Genomic DNA, 19,919 nt, shown 5'->3' with positions numbered 1-19,919 from the left:
ATACGATAACGTCGTGTTCGGGCGTTTTTTCATTCACATACTTGAATGTGTTTGCGCTTGCCCCTAGCTTCAAGGGGCGACACCCTGTCAATGACACCGGCACGAAGGAACGACCAAGCATGAGCGAACCGCTTCGATCCCCCGTCATCCGTCATTCCCCTTCATCCGGGTCGGGCAGCCCCGATGTCTGGGGCATCTACGAACCCGATACCGGTTCGATCCAGTATGTCTGCGCCGATCCCGAGACGCGGCAGGCTGCGCTGATCGACGTGGTCTGGAATTTCGACCCCAAGAATTACCGCTTCTCGACCGACAGCATGGACCAGGTGCTGGATCTGGTCCGCAGGAACGACCTGACGGTCCAATGGGTTCTGGACACCCATCCCCATGCCGATCACGTCATGGCCTCGGCGCATCTGCGTCAGCGGACCGGGGCACCGAATGCCATCGGGGCACGTCTGCCCGACATCGCGCGGATCTGGGCCGATCTCTACAACCTGCCCGATGCCTTCGACCCCGAACGCGATTTCGACCATCTGTTCGCCGATGGCGAGACATTCAAGATCGGCAATCTGCCCGTGACGGTGATGCTGTCGCCGGGCCACACGCTCGGGTCGATCACCTATGTCTGCGGGGATGCGGCCTTCGTCCATGACACGCTGATGCAGCCCGATGCCGGCACTTCGCGGTCCGATTTCCCGGGCGGCAACACCGAAGAGCTGTGGGATTCGATCCAGGCCATCCTGGCCCTGCCCCCCGAGACGCGGCTGAATGTCGGTCACGATTACGGCACCAAGGACCGGGACGAACCGCAATGGGAGGCGACCGTGGCCGAACACCGGGCGAACAACATCCATGTGCGCGACGGCACCCGGCGCGAGGATTACGTCGAACGCCGCCGCAAGCGCGATGCAACGCTGCGCCTGCCCGACTGCATCCTTGCGGCCTTGCAGATCAACCTGCGCGGCGGCAGGCTGCCCCCGGCCGAGGATGACGGCCACAGCTATCTCAAGCTGCCGGTCAACCGTTTCGACTGACGGGCCCGCGCCATCCCCGTTCCAAGGAAACCGGACCCCATCGCGATGAAGCCCCCTGCCCTGTCCCGCCACCTGCCGATCCTGGAATGGGGGCGGCGCTACGACCGTGCCGATCTGGGCGGCGACCTGATGGCCGCGGCCATCGTCACGATCATGCTGATCCCGCAATCGCTGGCCTATGCGCTGCTGGCGGGATTGCCGCCCGAGGCCGGGATCTATGCCTCGATCGCGCCGATCCTCGTCTATGCGATCTTCGGGACCAGCGGTGCGCTGGCGGTGGGGCCGGTCGCGGTCGTATCGCTGATGACGGCGGCGGCGGTCGGAAACACCGCGGCGCAGGGGATCGCGGGCTATGCAACGGCGGCGCTGTCGCTGGCACTGATGTCGGGGCTGATGCTGCTGGCCCTGGGGACGATGCGGCTGGGTTTCCTTGCGAACTTCCTGTCCCATCCCGTGATCTCGGGCTTCGTGTCGGCCAGCGGCATCCTGATCGCGGCCAGCCAGCTGCGCCATCTGCTGGGCCTCGCGGGGGACGGGGAGACATTGCCCCAGATCCTGCCGCAGCTTGCACGGAACCTGCCCGGCATCCATCTTCCGACCCTGATCCTGGGCGGAGCGACGACCGCGTTCCTGTTCTGGGCGCGTGGCGGTCTGCGACCCTTCCTGCAGCGCATCGGCCTGCCTCGCCGGATGGCCGAGCTGGGCGCCCGGACCGGCCCGGTCCTGGCGATCGCCGCGACCACCGTTGCCGTCTGGGCCTTCGACCTTGGCCACCGGGGCGTCGCGCTGGTGGGGGACGTGCCGCGTGGCCTGCCGCCGCTGACGATGCCCTCGTTCTCGCCCGATCTGCTGTCGGCGCTGGTCGTGCCGGCCATGCTGATCTCGGTCATCGGCTTCGTCGAGAGCATCTCGGTCGCGCAGACACTGGCCGCGCGCAGGCGTCAGCGCATCGACCCGGATCAGGAACTGATCGGCCTGGGCGGTGCGAACATCGCGGCGGCCTTCACCGGGGGCTTCCCTGTCACGGGCGGCTTTTCTCGGTCTGTGGTGAACGACGATGCAGGGGCCCGAACGCCCGCAGCGGGCGCCTTCACCGCAGCAGGGCTGGCATTGGCTGCGCTGTTCCTGACGCCCCTGGTGCAGCTGCTGCCCAAGGCGACGCTGGCCGCGACGATCATCGTGGCCGTGACAAGCCTCGTGGATCTGTCGATCCTGCGCCGCGCGTGGAACTTCAGCCGCGCCGATTTCGCCGCCGTCACCGTAACCATGCTGCTGACCCTGCTGGCGGGCGTCGAGACCGGCGTCAGCGCGGGGGTCGCGACCTCGATCCTCGTGCATCTCTACAAGACGTCGCGGCCGCATATGGCAGTGGTCGGTCGCGTTCCCGGCACGCAGCATTTCCGCAATGTCCTGCGCCATCAGGTCGAGACACATCCCCACATCCTTTCCCTGCGCGTGGACGAGAGCCTCTATTTCCCCAATGCCCGCTTCCTCGAGGATCGGCTGGCGGGGCTGGTGGCCGAACGCCCGGCCCTGACGGATGTCGTCCTGATGTTCCCCGCCGTGAACGAGATCGACCTTTCGGCGCTGGAATCCCTCGAGGCGATCAACAGCCGCCTGTCGGATGCAGGGATCCGCCTGCATCTGAGCGAGGTGAAGGGGCCGGTCATGGACCGCCTGCGCTGCTGCCGCTTTCTGGACGAGCTGACGGGTCACGTCTATCTGAGCCAGCACGAGGCGATATGCGCCCTGGCCCCACGGAACCCGCAAAAGGATGAGGGAGCGGCATGAAGAAGATCGGCATGATCGGGGGGCTCAGCTGGGTCGCCACCGCGGAATATTATCGGCGTCTGAACCAGCTGATCCAGGCCGAATGCGGCGGGGCCACATCCGCGCGCATCGTGATCGAGAGCGTGAACCGGCAGGATTACCTGGACGCGATGCACGGTCGCGGCGACGAGGATGCCGCCTGCGCCATCATCGCGGATGCCGCAGGCGCACTCGAGGCCGCAGGCGCGGAGTTCATCGTGCTGGCCTGCAACAACGCGCATCGCTTCGTGCCACGCATCGCGCCGACGGTCGCGCTGCGTTTCCTGCATATCGCCGAAGTGACCGCCCGCGCCATCGCCGCGCAGGGCTGCCGCCGCGTCGCCCTGCTTGGCGTGCGAAAGACGATGGAGGATGATTTCTATCCCTCGATCTTCGCGGATCACGGCATCGAGACGCTGATCCCGACCGAGCCCGACCGCGCCATCATCGACGACACCATCCACCGCGAGCTGGTGAACGACCGTTTCCTGGACGCCACCCGCGACGAATATGGCAGGATCATCGCCGCCCTCGCCGCGCGGGGCGCCGAGGGCGTGGCACTTGCCTGCACCGAGATTCCCCTGCTGCTGGGGCCGGACGATGCCTGCCTGCCGCTCTACTCGACGACCGAACTGCATTGCCGCGCGGCAGTGGCGATGGCACTGCAGACCGGCTGACCCGCGCCCGGCAATCGCCCCGGGAGCAAGCACAGCCCGACGAAGGGACAGGCGCGCGTGGACAGCCACACGCCCCTGTGACTGATCCAAGCCCGCAGGCAGCCCGAGCAGATCGCCGTCATCTCTCAGTCGGTTAGTCGTGGGGCCTCGAACGGGTGACGGGCCGATAGGCGATGCCGGTCGTTTCCACATGGACCATGCTCCTTGGTCCGGCTGGCCAAGCGTATCGTCGACGATATCAGGCCACCCCGCCATCGCCCTGTCTTCCGCCGGCATTTTTACCGAAAGCTTCGCACAGAACGTCGGCACGGTTTTGGTCCCCCGATACCGGAGACATGACCATCGTGATTGGCTGGTCGCGCAACACAGTAGCATCTGCCCGCGACGAACACGTCGGCAGGCCAAGTCTGCGACAAGGAGATCCTGTGCCGGATGCGCGGATTCGATGACCCGGGATCGCGAACGATCTGAGCGACACCTTTGCCAAGCGGGGCAATCCGAACAGCATCGCCAAGCATGACATTAGGCTGCAGGTGACAGTCGCGCCGATCCGGCCGAACAGACCGATGTTCTTCGTTTAAACCCGGGGTCGGGCATGACCCGCTGCCCGGCGAAAATCACCCGTTGGCCGCAGAATGGTGGAACTGGAGCCGGGAGAGCGGCTGGCAATACGAACCGGATTCGGACGGAAACCACACCCGCTTGAAACATTATAGGGCGCCTCATCTACGTTGACCCGGTAGCGCTCAGGACGCACAGGGCGGCGGATGCAATCCGGCACGCCCCTGATCGGGCAGGCGCAAGCATCATCGGGACGCCATGATAGCGCCCTGCTTCAGTTCGCCTCGTCGCGCCCCGGCGCGCGTCCGCCCAAGGCGTCGCGCAGGGCCATGCTGTCGGCAAACAGCCGGCCCGCCCGCTCCGCTCCGATCGCGTCCGCGATCAGTTCATCCAGTTCGCGCCAGACCTGGAACACCTTCTGCGCCAGCTTGCGGCCCTTGGGCGTCAGCGACAGTAGGCTGGACCGTCGATCCTCGGGGCTGGGGCGCGACTGGATGAACCCGTTGGCGATCAGGCGCTTGGTCATCTCGCTCATGCTGGCGGCCGAGACGTCGAACTGGTCCGCCAGCATCCGCTGCGACGCCTCGCCCTTGTCGCTGAGAACATGCAGGACCCGCGCCTGCCCGGCGTGCAGACCCAAGGGCCTGAGCATCCTGCGCTGCCGGTCCTCGATCAGATGGGCCGAATGCGCCAGAAGGTGAAAACCCGGGGGTTGCTCTTTCACGGCCATTTAGTTAGGCACCTTACCAATTGTTCGGGCGCTTCTATGCCCTTCTTCCCATCCGGGCAACCCGGGGGCACAGGCGCCGATCCCGAAAAGCGACCAGCCATGAATGGAAAGCTTCACATGTCTTCTGTCCCACGCATGACCCCGAATCCCGGCACGGCATTGCGGACCCTTCTCCTCTCGGCCTTGGGCTGTCTGGCATTTGCCGGGGGCGCCTTCGCCCATGGCAGCGCCCATGCGGTCCATGCCGATGCGGATTCGGTTCAGGACACCGCGCTGGCCGCACCGGCCGAGATCGTGGACTGCACGCTCGAATCCGGCGAGGCCGCCCAATGTGCCCGCTATGTGGTGAAGCATCAGCCCGACGACCTTCGGATCGGCCCCTTCTGCCCGGCAACGATCGAGGATGAAGGCGGCATCTGGCACTGGGATGGCGACGAGGCCGGGCTGTATCGGATCGACGGCGATTTCCTGAGAATGCTGGCCGATCAGGGCTATACCTTCTTCGATGAATCGGGCGAGGTCTACAGCTTCGACATCAGGACCGAAGGCCCGACCGAAGCGAACGAATGCATCCAGGCGACCGCCGACCCCGAGGTCGAGATGACCGTGCTGATCCCCGTCGATCCGGTCATGGCCGAAACGCCGAGCGATCTCGGGACGGTCGCGAAGGTGGGCATCGCGCTGGACGGCGTGCCGATCTTCGCGGATGCGCCCTCGGTGCTGGATACGGGCCACATGCCCGCGCTCGACACGTGCGGCGGGCATATCGACCCGGGCGGCTGGTATCACTGGCATGCGACGGCGACCGATCTCGACGCGATCTACGATGCCGAGGAGGTCCATGCCGCATGCGCGAATGTCGAACAGGATCCGACCGCGCAGTTCGGTTTCGCCTTCGACGGCTTCGCGATGTTCGGCACGCTGGAACATGACGGCACGACCCCCGATGGGCTGGACGAATGCGGCGGCCACATGGGCCCCACGACCGAGGATGGCGAGCCGGTCTATCACTATCACGCCCGTGACAGCTTCCCGAACCTGCCGACCTGCCTTGTCGGTAGCGTGGCGCGGGACAATTTCTCGACGACCGCGGCGGGCGGCATCGGATCGGCAAGCGGTAATGGTGGGCATGGCGGACATGGCGGCCAGCCCGATTTCGACCCGATCGCCCGGACCTTGGGTGTCGATGCCGACTTGCTGCGCGAGACGCTGGACGCTGCAGGCGGCCCCACCGCCGATATGAACGCTGTCGCCGAAACCCTGAGCGTCACCCCCGATGCACTGGAGGCCGCGATGCCCCGGCCGGGACACTGATCGAACTCATGGTGCCGCGCGGGTTTTAACGCCGGTCGGCGCCACGAAGTGCTGGATGGCGGCGCGAACCTCCGCGGATCGCTTCAAAACGGGGGGCGGACGTTCGGTCCCGCGGGGCTTCCAAGATCCGTATCCAGACCGCGGGGGTTAGCACGATATACTGCAGTTAGGTTTTGGCGTGAAGCTTCATCCGGCTCGCCCGCGTTCCTCGAAGTGGCTTGACCGGGTCGCGCCCCCCCTGCCCCCGAGCGGGCTTCGGCTGCCAATCCGTCCGCCACCATCGTCCCGCCCAGGGTCGGCTGATCCAGATGGCCATGCAGGTCGGGCTCGCATGGAAGGACCCGTGACATCGATATGCCTGATTGCCTTCGGTTCATGACCCGTCCACCTCTGATCGCGATATTCGCGACATGACTGTCAGGAACGGTGACGACCGTACTGCCCGCAATGACCATATCCGAAGACGTTACGCCCCAAACTCCACCACGGTTTCTGTTCAAGCCCGACAAAGGCGGTCCATCTGTTCGCCCATGTCGGAGCAAACGACCGCGTCCCGCAGGGCGCTGTCAGATCCGCCAACCCCGGATGCTCGATCCGTCGGCACGAATGGAGATCGCGAGGACGGATGTTGTTCCGCGGGGGGGGGGGGAGCATAGGAGGCCGAAAGCAATCAGATCCCTGCGCCCCTTTCGTTCACAAGGCAGATGAAAGCCGGGTCGGATGCGCCTTACCTCAGAATGTTCGACATCTGCATCACACAATTGGGCCAAGCGAGATCCGTCATCAGAGGGCCGAGGACCCTTAGCCGCCATGATCACGATCGCCTTGTCCTGGGGGCGGAATCGGATGCGCTTGGCCTGAACCAGATACCTAGTCAGCGCGGCCGCCAGAGGGCCGAAGACGACTTGGTTGCAGCAATAGGCGTTCACCGATATGGCAGTTGCCCGCGACCCTGCGCGGCATTCAACCCGTATGCCCTAGCGTCGTGACGGGCCGCCTGAACAGACATGTAATCGTTCAATGTCGCGACCTGGCGTTTCAAAGATGCATGACGGGTCCAAGCCCACCGCTTCGACCGAAGCGGAGCTTGCGCTTCGTAGCAGTGTCGCCAGAGCCCGCCTCAACAGAATGCGGCGCAGGATCTGCGTCGGCATGCGACACCTGCCAAGTGGGGCACGCCGCCGGCCAATCCCGAACGTCGCTCTCGACTGGATCCCCCTGGTCGGTCGCCGATCGGCGCGACGCGCGGCACACCTACCGCGGTATCGCGGGATCGGTGCCCATCTTCGCAACAGGGTCTACCGCACAGGTCGCGCATTGGATGAAGATTGTCGCCCGGGTCCATGGGCCGAATCCGCGCGGGATCGCCCGGGTGCCAACAGCTGTGAAGGGCCGAACGCTCCCTGCACAACAGCGGCGATGACTCTCCGCCCTTCGAAGCGAAGGCAACATCCGCCCGGATACCCGAAGGAACGCACCTTGCCGGTTGCACGTTCGTCGGCGTCATCAGGTGCGCGGGCGGCCTTCGAAGCGGGCGGGACAGGCCCGTGCCACGAAGGCCGATACCCTCTGCACCGGAACTCAGCAGGAACGGAGCGATATGGGCAAGGAAGAGTTGAAATGGGCCGTGCCCCTGATGCGGGCGGGCTATACCGGCAAGGGGCTCGTCTATGCCGTCGTGGCCGGAATGTCGCTCTATTCCATCTGGCGCGGGGGGCAGGCCCAGGACACCTCGTCCGCATTCGGATGGGTCGAGAACAGCCTGGGCGGCGGCATCCTGCTGGCCATCATCGCGGCAGGCATGTTCGCCTACGCGCTGTGGCGCGTTCTGGATGCGTGGTTCGACCTCGAAGCCTATGGCAGCGAGGCGAAGGGCATCGTCGCGCGGATCGGAATGGTCGTGACGGGTGCCATCCATCTGGGCATCGGCATTCTGGCGGTATCGCTGATCATCGGAAGTGGCGGTTCGGGTCAGGGTTCCGGAATTTCCGGCCATGTCGGCACCGTCATGGGATGGCCCGGCGGGCGATGGATCATTGGATTGGTGGCGCTGCTGATCCTGGGCGCGGGCGGGCATTACATGCGCCAGGGGCTGACCAACGAATATCGCAAGCATCTGCGGGCAAACCATTTCACGACGCGGTGGAACCCGATCCTCAAGGCCGGGCTGATCGCGCATGGCATCGTCATCGGCATCATCGGGATGCTGTTCGGCTTCGCGGCATGGCAGGCCGATCCGCAGCAGGCAGGCGGCACGGGCGAGGCGTTCTCGTGGTTGTCGAACCAGGCCTATGGGCAGGCGCTCGTCTTCGGGATCTGCCTCGGGCTGGTCGGCTTTGCGATCTTCTGCTTCGTCAACGCCGCCTATCGTGTCGTGCCCAAGGTATCCGATCCCGGCATCCAGACGCTGGCAGCCAAGCTTATGCGGTAACAACGGGGCGGCACGGCGCCGCCCCGATTCACGCGAATCCTGTCGCGTCAGCCGGTCGGAATATCGGCGGTGAAATGCGGCAGGTGATAGCCGCGCTGGACGGCGGGACGTTCCGCGATCCCGCGATACCAGTCGCGCAGGGCCGGGTAATCGGCCAGATCGATCTGCTGCCATTCATGGCGCGATATCCAGGGCCAGATCGCCATGTCGGCCACGGTATAGATCCCGGCCCCGTCGCCCGCGACATAGTCCCGGCCCGTCAGACGATCGTTCAGCACGCGATAGAGCCTGCGCGCCTCGGTGCCGAAACGGTCCTCGGCATAGGCGGATTTGCCGGGGTTGTATTTCACGAAGTGATGGACCTGGCCGCAGATCGGACCCAGCCCGCCCATCTGCCACATCAGCCATTCGACCATGCGCCAGTATTCCTGCCCCTCGGCGCGAAAACGGCCGTATTTGTCGGCCAGATACAGCATGATCGCCCCGCTCTCGGACATATGCACGCCCGTTTCGTGATCCACGATGGCAGGGATGCGGTTGTTCGGCGCGATCTTCAGGAAATCGGGGGCGAATTGTTCGTCCTTGCCGATATCGACCGGCTTGACGGTGAAGGGGACGCCCAGTTCCTCCAGAAGGATGGAAACCTTGCGTCCATTGGGGGTGGTCCAGGTATAGAGATCGATCATGGCGGATCCGTGCATTGGGGACGCCCCGGCAAACGATATCGCCGGGGCCATGGCCCAAGGGATGCCCAACGCGGCGCCGAAGGCAACCGCGAAGGGCACGGCCCGCGTCGGATCAGCGTGTGCGGCCCTTGCCCCACATGTCGATATCGGCGCCCAGTTCCTGCTTCAGGCGATCGGATGCACGGTCCAGCGATGCCAGGACATCGGCATCCAGCTGCACGTCCAGCAGCTTCTTCAGGCCGCGGCTCTGCGCGCCGTTGCGGGTGCCGACGATGACACCGCCCACGGCCTCGCGCGATTTCAGCCAGCCGACGGCAAGCTCCTCCATCGAGAGACCGGTCTCGTCCACCATCTTCCACAGAGCATCCAGCAGTTCCTGGCCCGCCTCTTCGGCGCCTTCCTCCTTGTGGACGACATCGGCCCATTTGCGATGATCGAACATGCGCGTGCGCGCGCGGTCCACTGGGAAATCCTGAAGCGAACGGTACTTGCCCGCCAGAAGCCCTTGCATAAGCGAGGAATAGCACATGATCGGCACGTTGGCCGATTTGCAGATGGGCTGGACCTCGAACTCGATGGCGCGGAAGAACAGGTGATAGGGCAGCTGATCGACGGCCACGTCCCCAAGCGCCAGCGCATCGTTCAGATCGTCGCGCCCGAAATTCGACACGCCATACCAGCGGATCTTGCCCTGATCCTTGAGGGTCTTGAGCGCGCCGATGCTGTCGGCAAGCGGAACTTCGCGATTGGGCCAGTGCAGCATGTAGAGGTCGATGCGGTCGGTCCCGAGGTTCTTCAGGCTGCGTTCGCAGGCGGCCATGATGTCGTCGGGCGCCAGGTTCTGCGTCGCGACCTTGGACGAGATGACGATGTCGTCCCGCTTGTCGCCAAGCGCACGCGACAGCAGCTGTTCGCTGTAGCCATTGCCATAGGCCTCGGCCGTGTCGAAGAAGTTGATGCCCACCTCGTGGGCCTCGCGCAGGGCCTCGATGCTGTCGGTTTCCTCTTGCGCCCCGAAGGCACCGGCCCCGCCCATGCAGCCATAGACGATCTTGGTCGTTTCCAGGTCGGTCTTGCCGAATTTCTCAGTCATATTCTCACCTTGTCCGTATTGTCGTTACAAGAACCGTCACCAGCTCCAGAGTGTTCCGTCCTCGAGCCGGCTGACCGGCAGATAGGATCGCTTGTAGGGGTATCGCGCTGCGGCCTCCTCGTCGAAATCGACGCCCAGTCCGGGGCTGTCGCCGACATGGATCATTCCGTTTTCCAACCGAAGGTCGTAGGAGAAGACCTCGTCGGATTTTGCATTGCCGAAGCCCACGAATTCCTGGATGCCGAAATTCGGCGCCCAGATATCCACATGCGACTGCGCAGCAAAGCAGATCGGCGACAGGTCGGGCGCGCCGTGCGGGGCAATGCGGACATGGAACAGGGCCGCGAAATCCGCGATCCGGCGCAGGCCCGTGATGCCGCCCGCATGGGTCGCGGCGGTTCGGATGTAATCGATCCACTGGTTCTGGATCAGCTCCTTGCAGTCCCAGATCGTGTTGTAGATCTCTCCGATCGCCAGGGGCGTCGTCGTGTGATCGCGGATGATGCGGTAGCTTTCTTGGTTTTCTGCCGCGACCGCATCCTCTAGGAACATCAGGTCGTAAGGTTCCAGCATCTTGCCCAGCCGCGCGGCCTCGATCGGGGTCAGGCGGCTGTGGACGTCGTGCAGCAGCTGGATGTCCTGACCGTGCCGGTCGCGCGCCTCGCGGAACAGCTCCTCGATCGAGTTCATGTATTTGCGCGTGGACCAGGGATGTTCGGGCGGCAGGGGCCTATCGCTCTGAAGTTCGAAATAGTCCTTCTTGTCGCCCAGCACGCCGTAACTGCCATCCATGCCCGGCACCGCCGATTGCAGCCGGATCGCCGCGAAGCCCTGCCCCATCAGTTCCTCGGCGCGGGCCAGCGTATCCTCGACCGTGTTGCCGGTCGCATGGGCATAGGTGCCGATGGCGCGGCGGCTTCGCCCGCCCAGCAGCTCGAAGACCGGCAGGTCGGCCGCCTTGCCCTTGATGTCCCACAGCGCCATGTCGACCGCGCCGATGCAGGCCATGTTGATCGGACCGCGCCGCCAGTAGACGCCCTTGTAGAGGTATTGCCAGATATCCTCGATGTCATGGGCATTGCGCCCGATCAGGCAGGGCGCGACATGTTCCTGCAGATAGGTCGCGACCGCCATCTCGCGTCCGTTCACCGTCGCGTCGCCCAGTCCGAAGACGCCGCTTTCGGTGACGATCTTGACCGTGACGAAATTCCGCCCCGGACTGGAGAGGATGACCCTTACGTCGCTGATGATCAGATTTTTGCCCGTTCTCATTCCTGCCGCTTTCATGCCCTGTCCTGCGTGGCTGTTCCCCAGGCCCGGTCGCGCAGCATCCGCAGATGCGCCAGATCGCGGGTCAGCATGGGGATCACGTCGTCGCCCATCCGCTGACCGTGTCGGCCGGCCTGGGCGTTGTATTCGGCGGGCATGCAGAAGCTGCCCCGGTAACCGCGCGCGTGCAGCGCGGCCACAAGATCCGCCCAGTCATAGCCGCCATGGTCGTGGGTGGTCCAATGGACCTCGTATCGGGCCTGCTCCTCGGGGCCGGTGGCCCGAAGATGGCAGGCCGACTTGAAGTTCACGAGGCCGTTCAGAAGCGGCCAGGCGATATCGACGGCCATGTCCACGGGTTCGCCGTCCACCGCGCAATGGGCCATGTCCAGCACCCCGCAGACCAGCTGCGGATCGTAGCGTTCCAGCAGGTGCGCCAGCCCCACCGCGCTTGCGACATGGGTGCCCGAATGGTTCTGCACGCCGATGCACACGCCCGCCCGTTCCAGCATCGGCAGCACCCGGTCGAAGGACGCGCGATAGCGGTCCACCGAAGCGCGATACCCGATCCCCATGTCGATGGGCGCGCAGATGCGGATCATGCGGACCCCTGCCTCGCCGCAGGCCGCGATTGTCGCCGCGTCGATATCGCCCGCGATGCTGGGGGTCGCCAGCCCGTGATCCGCCAGCAGCCGCACCGCCGCCGGCAGATCCTGGGCGACGCGGTCGGGGGCCACCTGGTATCCGGTCCGCACGGCCAGTTCGACCCCTTCGAAGCCCAGCCGGGCCAGCTTGGGGGCCAGCGTTTCCAGAGGCTCGGTCCAGGGCTTGGTAAAGACCGTGACGGAAGGTGCGTGGGTCATCGTCATCCCTTCAGCCCCGTGGTTGCGATCCCGTCGATCAGCTTGCGCTGGAAGACGAAGAACACGATGAACATCGGCACCAGCGACAGAAGCGACATCGCCAGCATCGGCCCCCATGAACTGGACCCCCGCGCGGCCTGCAGCAGGCGCAGCCCCTGCGGGACGACGTAATTCTCGATCGAGGTCAGGTAGATCAGCGGCGACAGGAAATCCTCGTAGGTCCACAGGAACGAGAAGACGGCCGTCGTCACCAGTGCGGGCGACATCAGCGGCAGGATCACCGCGAAGTAGATGCGGATCGGACCGGCCCCGTCGATGGCCGCGGCCTCGTCCAGCTCGCGCGGGATGCCGCGGATGAACTGGATCATCAGGAAGATGAAGAACGCCTCGACCGCCAGGAACTTGGGCGTGACGATGGGCAGGATCGTGTTGATCCAGCCGAAGGCGTTGAACAGCACGTATTGCGGGATCAGCGTGGCATGGACGGGCAGCATGATCGTCATCAGCATCAGCGCGAAGAGGGGCTTCTTGAAGCTGAAATCGAGCCGCGCGAAGGCATAGGCCACGAAGGAACAGGACAGGCAGTTCCCGATCACCGCCAGCCCCGAGATGACGAAGCTGTTGAGGAAGAAGGTCTTGAAGGGCGCCGCCACCCCGGCCCATCCGCGGGCATAGTTTTCCCATTCGAAATGCCGCGGGATGATGCTGGTATCGGAAAAGATGATCCCCGACGGCTTGAACGAGCTGACGGCCAGCCAGACCAGAGGATAGAGCATGACGATCCCGAAAAGGATCAGGAAGGCATGCATCCACAGTCGCGCACGCGGCCTGACCGGGCGAATGGCGGGTTCGGCCCGAAGCGTCGTGGTGTCGGTCATGTCGGTCATCAGCCCTCGTCCCCGTAATGCACCCAGTATTTCGCCGTCAGGAAGGAAACCGACGTGGCGGCGGCGATGATGGCGACCAGCACCCAGGCGATGGCCGAGGCATAGCCCATCTCGAAATTGGTGAAGGCCTGCTCGTAGAGATACAGCGTGTAGAACAGCGTCGAATCCGCAGGTCCCCCCGTCCCGTCCGAGATGATGTAGGACGGCGTGAAGGCCTGGAACGCGCCGATGGTCTGCATGACGAAATTGAAGAAGATGATCGGCGTCAGCAGCGGGATGGTCACGAAGAAGAACTGCTGGACCGGACGCGCACCGTCGATGGCCGCGGCGTCGTACATGTCCTGCGGGATCTGCTTCAGCCCGGCCAGGAAGATCACCATGGGTGCCCCGAACTGCCATGCCGCCAGCAGCACCAGCGTCCCGAGCGCATAGTCGGGATTGGTGATCCAGCTGGGCGCGTCATAGCCGAGATAGGTCCACAGGAAATGGTTGATGATCCCGTCATAGGAGAAGATCTGCCGCCACATCAGCGCGACCGCCACGCTGCCCCCCAGAAGCGAGGGCAGGTAGAAGACCGAGCGATAGAACCCCAGCCCCCGCAGCCCGCGGTTCAGGATCAGCGCGATGAACAGCGCGAAGCCCAGCTTCAGCGGGACCGAGAACAGCACGTATCCGAGCGTGACCTTCAACGACTGGAGGTATCGCGGATCGCCGCCCATCAGCCGCGCGTAATTGTCCAGCCCCGTCCATTCCGGTTTGCTGAACAGGTCATAATCCGTGAAGGACAGGTAGAGCGATCCGAGGATCGGCCCCAATGTCAGAAGCGTGAAGCCGATCAGCCAAGGCGACAGGAACAGGAAGGCCACCCCGTTCTGCCGCTTCTTCAGGTTCCTGGTGCTGCGCATGATGTGCCTACTCCTTGCAGGGCGACCGGACCCCGGCGGGGGATCCGGTCCGTCCGTGGGCCGTCCCGGCCGGTCAGCCGTTCAGGGCCGACAGCTTCTGCTCGATCTCGGTGGCGACGGATTGCGCGGCCTCTAGCGCGCTTGCCTCGCCGAAGGCCACCGCTTCGTTCGCGCGGCGGAACATGCCGCCCAGACCACCGACGCCCGGACGCCGCGACGGCGCGGGATCTTCCCGAAGCATCCGCAGATAGGCGACCAGCTTCTTCTCGGCCTCGGTCCCGCTGGTGCCGAACTTCTCCAGCCCCGCCGTCGATGCGGGGATCATGCCGCTGCCGTCGTAATACAGCTCGACCCCCTCGGGATCGAAATGCATGAAGCGGATGATGTCGACGCACAGGTCCTTGTCGGGGGCATTGGCCCAGATCCCGGTCGAGTTCCCGGCGTAATCGTAGTGGTGATTGCGCATCTCGCCGCCCTCGAAGCCGTTGGGCATCATCATCAGCTCCAGCGGCTCGTCCATCAGCGCCCCGATGCCCACGAAACTGTCGGTCGTCTGGACCAGCATGGCCGCCCGGCCCCGCACGATCCCCAGGGATGCCGAATTGTCGCCCGCCTGCGCCTGCACGTCGGCCGGGGGCGCGCCGCCCTCCTGGCGCATGTCCTCCCAGTACTGGAACCACTGGGCCAGATCCTCGGGGGTGAAGCCGATGGTGTGTTCGGGCGTGAACAGCGACTTGCCCCTTGCGCGGAGGAAGATGTCGCAGGGCAGGTTGTTGCCGCCGCCATCCTCGATCCCCCAGAAGCCGCGACCATGTTCCCGGCCAAGCGCGACCGCGGTCTCCTTCAGCTGTTCCCAGGTATAGAACTTGTCGGGAATCGCGACGCCCACCTCCTCGAACTTGGCGGGGTTGTAGAACATCGCGGTCGCGATCGCGTCGTTCGGCATCGCGAAGATCTTGTCGTCATAGGTGCAGGAAAAGACGCTGCCATCCTGGTATCCCGACAGGTCGAACGGATCGGGGATCCAGTCGGTCAGCGGCGCCAGCACGCCCCGCGCAGCATATTCCGCCAGCAGATCGACATTCACGCTGAACATGTCCGGGGCATTGCCGCCCGCCGCCTCGGTCGCCAGCTTGTCGGTGAACGACCGGAAGCTCGAGAATTCAGGCATGATCCGCACGCCGGGGTTCTTCGCCTCGTAGGCCTTCAGGACCTTCAGCGTGGTGGCAAGCTGCTCCTCGGATTCGACAAAGCCGCTGAAGCGCACATTCGTCACCCCCTGCGCGCCTGCCCCCCGTGGGCCGACATGGATCGCGAAGGCCCCGATGGCCGCCGCGCCCTGCGCAAGAAAATGCCTGCGTGATCCGGATCTCGTCATCGTCCCCTCCCATGGCTGTGACGCATATGCCCCGATACCGACCCGAAGACCGGCCTCCCCTCGGGGACATCCTCCGAATCGAAGCGTAGTGCAACGTTTCACCTTTGTCGAACGATTCATTCGCCGTCTTGCAGGCTGCGCAAGCGGCCACGCCGCGGCCGGAAGGCGTGCAAACATCGCGATATGAAAGATCCGTCACGCAAAAACAGAAAGTCATCTCGGATGCGGATCGGGACTGGCAATCCGGCACGACCTGCGTTTAAGTTGGTGTAACGTATCACCTTGCAGCATGGTGATCCGATCGGGGGGATGGGGAAGATGGCCGGGATCAAGGACGTTGCGAAGAAGGCCGGCGTGTCGGTCAGCACCGTGTCGAACGTCATCAACGGGCGGCACGCCAAGATGGGCGCGGAAACCCTGCGCCGCGTTCAGGACGCCATCGCGCAGCTGAAATATACCCCCAATGCCGTTGCCCGACAGCTGCAATCGGGACAGATCCGCACGCTCGGGCTGATCGTGCCTTCGGTCGCGAACCCATTCTGGGGCAATGCCTCGCAGATGATCGAGAAGGAGGCGAAGGAGCGCGGCTATCAGGTGCTGATCTGCAATGCCGAGCGCGACCCCGAGGCCGAGGACAGCTATCTGACATCGCTGCACGGTTCGGGGATCAGGGGCGTGATCCTCGGGTCGTCCCCGGTGTCGCTGGACCATCTGCGCCAGCATGCCGAACGCGGAATGCGCATCGCGGCCTTCGACCGGAACACGCAGGGCATTCAGGACCTTCTGGCCTGTTCGGTCAGCGTCGATCAGGCACTGGGCGCACGGATGGCCGCGCGGCACCTGATCGGGTTGGGGCATCGCCGCATCGGCTTCATCTCGGGGCCGATCGGCACGGCCAGCCGGATCGCCCGGCTGGAGGGCCTGCGCGCCGAGATGGACCGCGCGGGGCTGGCGCTGGATCAGGACCTTCTGTGGCTGGGCCGGACCGCCACCGGCTTTGGCGACAGCCAGGCGGCCGAGCTGGGACGGTCCGCCATCCGCGAGCTGCTGACGCTGGACGACCCGCCCACGGCAGTCTTCTGCGTGAACGACATGTATGCCATCGGCGCGCTGTCGGGCGCCCGAGAGATGGGCTGCCGCGTGCCCGAGGACATCTCGATCATCGGGTTCGACGACATCTATCTGGCCAAGGTCATGTCACCGCCGCTGACCACGGTTCACCAACCGCTGCAGCGGATGGCGCAGCTGGTCGTCGCCAAGCTGATCGACGCGCTGGAGGCCGAGGGAGAGATCCCCAACCGCTATCTCGAGCTGCGCCCCGAACTGACCGTCAGGTCGTCCACCGCCCATGCGGCAGCCAGGCCGCGCGAAACCGGAGCCGTCGCGACATGAACCATTCGGATGACCTGAAGGGCCGCACCATCCTGATCGCAGGCGCAAGCAGCGGCATGGGCCTTGCAACGGCCATCGCCGCCGCACAGGCCGGGGCAGACCTGATCCTGCTGGGCCGCAATGCCGACCGCATGGCGGAAGCGGCCGCCCGTGTCGACGATGCCGGGCCGGGACGGGTGCGGCAGGTGCTGGCGGACGCCGCCGATGCGGATGCCCTGGCCCGCGCGCTTGAAGGGCAGATCGACGGGGTGGACATGATGGTCAATACCATCGGCGTGAACATCGTCCGGCGCAGCTTCGGGGACCTGACGCCGACCAGTTGGGCGGGCATGATCGATGCGAACCTGAACGCCGCGTTCAACCTGGCGCAGATCCTGCTGCCGGTGCTGCGGGCGCGTGGTGGCGGCCTGATGGTCAACATCTCCTCGACCGCGGCAAGGAAACCCGATGCCTCGGGGGCGGCCTATCAGGCGACGAAGGCAGGCGTTCTGGCAATGACCCATGCCATCACCGAAGAGGAATGGCAGAACGGCATCCGCGCCACGGTCATCATGCCGGGGATGACCGACACCCCCCTTCTGGCGCAACGTCCCACGCCACCCACCGACGAGATGCGGGCCCGGGCGCTGCAGCCGCAGGATGTCGCGGATGCCTGCATGTTCGTGATGCGGCTGCCGCCGCGGGCACATGTCACCGAACTGACGATCCAACCGTCGCAACGCTGATCGCAGAAGGAACCGGGCACCATGACCGATGACAGCGCATTGCCGAATGTCGCCATCCTGATGCCGCGCATCATGCGCGACCGCGTGATGCCCCCGCCCGTGATGACGGCATTGTCGGATTTTGCACGGCCCGTCATCCTGTCGGATGCCGAACTGACGGGCGATCTGGCCCCGGTCCTGCGCGACATGCCTGCCGTGATCACCGGATGGCGCAGCCCGGTCATCCCCGCCTCGGCCTGGTCGCCACGAGGGGGGCTGCGCTTCGTGTCGCATTCCGCGGGATCGGTCAGGCGCCTGGGCATCGACCATGCGCTGCAATCGGGGGTGCTGCGGGTCAGCCATGCGGCACCCGTCATCGCGCGCGCCGTGGCCGAGTTCACGCTGACGCAGATCCTGGCACATCTGCGCCGCCACCGCGTGATGGATGCAGGCATGCGCGACGGCACCGGCTGGGATGCCCTGCGCGACGGAAATACCGGCGGACTTCTGGGGGCGCGGCAGGTGGGGATCCTGGGCCTCGGCTATGTCGGTCGGCTGGTTCTGGATCTGCTGCGCCCCTTCGGCTGCCGGATCGCGGTGCATGACCCGTTCCTCGATGCCGGACAGGCACGCGAACTGGGCGTCGTGCCGATGGGGCTGGAGGCCCTGTTCCGCGACTGCGATGTCGTCACGCTGCATGCCGCCGACCTGCCCGCGACCCGCGGCATGATCACCGCCGATCATCTTGCCGCCATGCCGCAGGGCGCGCTGCTGGTGAACACCGCCCGCGCGGGCCTGATCCGGCCCGGCGCGATGGCCGCCGAGCTGCGTCGCGGACGCATCTTCGCGGCGCTGGACACCTTCGATGCGGAACCGCTGCCGCAGGAAGACGAGCTGCGCATGCTGCCCAACGCCTATCTGTCGCCGCATTGCGCGGGGCATACGACCGACACCTACCGGATGCAGGGCATGTCTGCCGTCGAGGAGGTCCGCCGCTTCCTGAACGGGGAACCCCTGCTTCAGGAAATCAGACGTGAAAGGGCCGCGCAGCTTGCCTGAGGAGGACGGGCCGCGCGGCAATCGCAACATCATGGGAGGGGAAGATGGCTTCAGTTGAGATCACCGGCCTGAGAAAGGCCTTCGGCGCGGTCGAGGTCATCCACGGCGTCGATCTGAATATCGAGGACGGCGAATTCGTGGCACTGGTCGGCCCGTCGGGATGCGGGAAATCGACCCTGCTGCGGATCATCTCGGGGCTGGAACCCGCCACCGACGGAGAGATCCGCATCGACGGGCGCGTCGTGAACCACATGAACCCGCGGGAACGCAACATCGCGATGGTGTTCCAGAACTACGCGCTCTATCCGCATATGACGGTGGCGCGGAACATGGGCTTCAACCTCAAGCTGTCGGGGCTGCGCCGGAAAGAGATCGACGCCAAGGTGGCCGAGGTCGCGCGCCTTCTGGAACTGGACAAGCTGCTGGACCGCAAGCCCGGCCAGCTGTCGGGCGGGCAGCGTCAGCGCGTCGCCATGGGCCGCGCCATCGTGCGCGACCCCGCGGCCTTCCTGTTCGACGAGCCGCTGTCGAACTTGGACGCGAAACTGCGTGTCCAGATGCGGTCCGAGATCAAGACGCTGCACCAGCGGGTCAGGACGACCTCGATCTATGTCACCCATGACCAGATCGAGGCGATGACCCTGGCCGACCGCGTCGTGATCCTCAGCGGCGGGAACATCGAACAGGTGGGCCGCCCGATCGAGCTCTACGACCGGCCCCGCAACCTGTTCGTTGCGGGTTTCATCGGCACGCCCTCGATGAACATGATCGATGCGACGGTGGTCCCGTCCGATACCGGGCCGATGGCGCAGCTGGCCAATGGCCAGGTGCTGCGACTGGGGCCGGATCACCGCCTGCAGGCGGGCCAGGCCGTCGTGCTGGGGCTGCGGCCCGAACACCTGGCACTGGGACCGGGCGGCGCATCGCTGCCGGGTCGGATCACGCTGGTCGAACCGACCGGCGCGCAGACGCATGTCACCTTCGACATGGACGGGATCTCGATGATGGCCGTCCTGGAAGGCGGGCTGGATCTGCAGGCGGGCAGTGCGATCGAGGTCGGGATCGACCCCGACCGGATCCACGTCTTCGACAAGGCCAGCGGAATGCGGGCCTGACATCCACGA

Annotated in this window: 17 protein-coding genes; 9 read left to right on the top strand and 8 right to left on the bottom strand. The window is 65.2% G+C overall.

Annotation, left to right across the window (positions count from 1 at the left end; genetic code table 11):
• The first annotated feature begins 119 nt into the window (after positions 1 to 119).
• Genes KO490_RS09340 through KO490_RS09330 form a run of 3 tightly spaced genes read left to right on the top strand, consistent with a single transcriptional unit; the run spans position 120 to position 3,523 of the window.
• Positions 120 to 1,037 carry an MBL fold metallo-hydrolase gene (locus tag KO490_RS09340; RefSeq protein WP_216019143.1) on the top strand — a complete coding sequence of 306 codons (918 nt, stop codon included), beginning with the start codon at positions 120 to 122 and terminating at the stop codon, positions 1,035 to 1,037.
• A 45-nt stretch (positions 1,038 to 1,082) separates the two neighbouring features.
• Entirely contained in the window at positions 1,083 to 2,828 is a 1,746-nt protein-coding gene (locus KO490_RS09335; protein ID WP_216019142.1) for a SulP family inorganic anion transporter, read from the top strand.
• Positions 2,825 to 3,523, top strand: coding sequence for an aspartate/glutamate racemase family protein (locus tag KO490_RS09330; protein ID WP_216019141.1), 699 nt, complete (start codon positions 2,825 to 2,827; stop codon positions 3,521 to 3,523). The genes KO490_RS09335 and KO490_RS09330 overlap by 4 nt, the downstream gene beginning before the upstream one ends.
• 835 nt (positions 3,524 to 4,358) lie before the next feature.
• Here the strand turns inward: KO490_RS09330 and KO490_RS09325 are convergent.
• On the bottom strand, positions 4,359 to 4,808 hold the full coding sequence (locus KO490_RS09325; protein WP_216019140.1) for a MarR family winged helix-turn-helix transcriptional regulator: 450 nt from the start codon (positions 4,806 to 4,808) through the stop codon (positions 4,359 to 4,361).
• 141 nt (positions 4,809 to 4,949) lie between these two features.
• Between KO490_RS09325 and KO490_RS09320 the strand changes: the two genes are divergently transcribed.
• Positions 4,950 to 6,128 carry a YHYH protein gene (locus KO490_RS09320; RefSeq protein ID WP_216019139.1) on the top strand — a complete coding sequence of 393 codons (1,179 nt, stop codon included), beginning with the start codon at positions 4,950 to 4,952 and terminating at the stop codon, positions 6,126 to 6,128.
• A gap of 1,600 nt (positions 6,129 to 7,728) precedes the next feature.
• Positions 7,729 to 8,559 carry a DUF1206 domain-containing protein gene (locus KO490_RS09315; RefSeq protein ID WP_216019138.1) on the top strand — a complete coding sequence of 277 codons (831 nt, stop codon included), beginning with the start codon at positions 7,729 to 7,731 and terminating at the stop codon, positions 8,557 to 8,559.
• Between the two features lie 47 nt (positions 8,560 to 8,606).
• Here the strand turns inward: KO490_RS09315 and KO490_RS09310 are convergent, their stop codons facing one another.
• The 7 genes from KO490_RS09310 to KO490_RS09280 form a co-directional block, all read right to left on the bottom strand.
• Complete coding sequence (locus KO490_RS09310) at positions 8,607 to 9,245, bottom strand: glutathione S-transferase family protein (protein ID WP_216019137.1); 639 nt, start codon at positions 9,243 to 9,245, stop codon at positions 8,607 to 8,609.
• A gap of 112 nt (positions 9,246 to 9,357) precedes the next feature.
• Positions 9,358 to 10,338 carry an aldo/keto reductase gene (locus tag KO490_RS09305; RefSeq protein ID WP_216019136.1) on the bottom strand — a complete coding sequence of 327 codons (981 nt, stop codon included), beginning with the start codon at positions 10,336 to 10,338 and terminating at the stop codon, positions 9,358 to 9,360.
• A 36-nt stretch (positions 10,339 to 10,374) separates the two neighbouring features.
• Positions 10,375 to 11,610: a D-mannonate dehydratase ManD gene (gene manD, locus KO490_RS09300; RefSeq protein WP_216019135.1), complete on the bottom strand. Its 1,236-nt coding sequence runs from the start codon at positions 11,608 to 11,610 to the stop codon at positions 10,375 to 10,377.
• An 11-nt stretch (positions 11,611 to 11,621) separates the two neighbouring features.
• Positions 11,622 to 12,470: a sugar phosphate isomerase/epimerase gene (locus KO490_RS09295; protein ID WP_216019134.1), complete on the bottom strand. Its 849-nt coding sequence runs from the start codon at positions 12,468 to 12,470 to the stop codon at positions 11,622 to 11,624.
• Between the two features lie 2 nt (positions 12,471 to 12,472).
• Positions 12,473 to 13,357: a carbohydrate ABC transporter permease gene (locus tag KO490_RS09290; RefSeq protein ID WP_252727091.1), complete on the bottom strand. Its 885-nt coding sequence runs from the start codon at positions 13,355 to 13,357 to the stop codon at positions 12,473 to 12,475.
• A complete protein-coding gene (locus KO490_RS09285) occupies positions 13,357 to 14,262 on the bottom strand; it encodes a carbohydrate ABC transporter permease (protein WP_216019133.1) in 906 nt (301 codons plus the stop codon). The genes KO490_RS09290 and KO490_RS09285 overlap by 1 nt, the downstream gene beginning before the upstream one ends.
• A gap of 73 nt (positions 14,263 to 14,335) precedes the next feature.
• On the bottom strand, positions 14,336 to 15,640 hold the full coding sequence (locus KO490_RS09280) for an ABC transporter substrate-binding protein (RefSeq protein WP_216019132.1): 1,305 nt from the start codon (positions 15,638 to 15,640) through the stop codon (positions 14,336 to 14,338).
• Positions 15,641 to 15,958: 318 nt separating this feature from the next.
• Here KO490_RS09280 and KO490_RS09275 point away from each other — a divergent pair, with 318 nt between their 5' ends.
• The 4 genes from KO490_RS09275 to KO490_RS09260 are packed head-to-tail and all read left to right on the top strand — an operon-like array spanning position 15,959 to position 19,910.
• On the top strand, positions 15,959 to 17,032 hold the full coding sequence (locus KO490_RS09275; RefSeq protein WP_216019131.1) for a LacI family DNA-binding transcriptional regulator: 1,074 nt from the start codon (positions 15,959 to 15,961) through the stop codon (positions 17,030 to 17,032).
• On the top strand, positions 17,029 to 17,757 hold the full coding sequence (locus KO490_RS09270; RefSeq protein ID WP_216019130.1) for an SDR family oxidoreductase: 729 nt from the start codon (positions 17,029 to 17,031) through the stop codon (positions 17,755 to 17,757). Before KO490_RS09275 ends, KO490_RS09270 begins: the two co-directional genes overlap by 4 nt.
• A 21-nt stretch (positions 17,758 to 17,778) precedes the next feature.
• Positions 17,779 to 18,795, top strand: coding sequence for a hydroxyacid dehydrogenase (locus tag KO490_RS09265; protein ID WP_216019129.1), 1,017 nt, complete (start codon positions 17,779 to 17,781; stop codon positions 18,793 to 18,795).
• A gap of 44 nt (positions 18,796 to 18,839) precedes the next feature.
• Positions 18,840 to 19,910 (top strand): ABC transporter ATP-binding protein, encoded by a 1,071-nt coding sequence (locus KO490_RS09260; protein WP_216019128.1) that lies wholly within the window; start codon positions 18,840 to 18,842, stop codon positions 19,908 to 19,910.
• The last annotated feature ends 9 nt before the right edge of the window (positions 19,911 to 19,919 follow it).

Origin of the sequence: Paracoccus sp. C2R09 (assembly GCF_018860625.1) — a bacterium.
In the GTDB taxonomy this organism is placed as follows: domain Bacteria; phylum Pseudomonadota; class Alphaproteobacteria; order Rhodobacterales; family Rhodobacteraceae; genus Paracoccus.
This window is presented reverse-complemented; position numbering and strand designations above follow the sequence as displayed.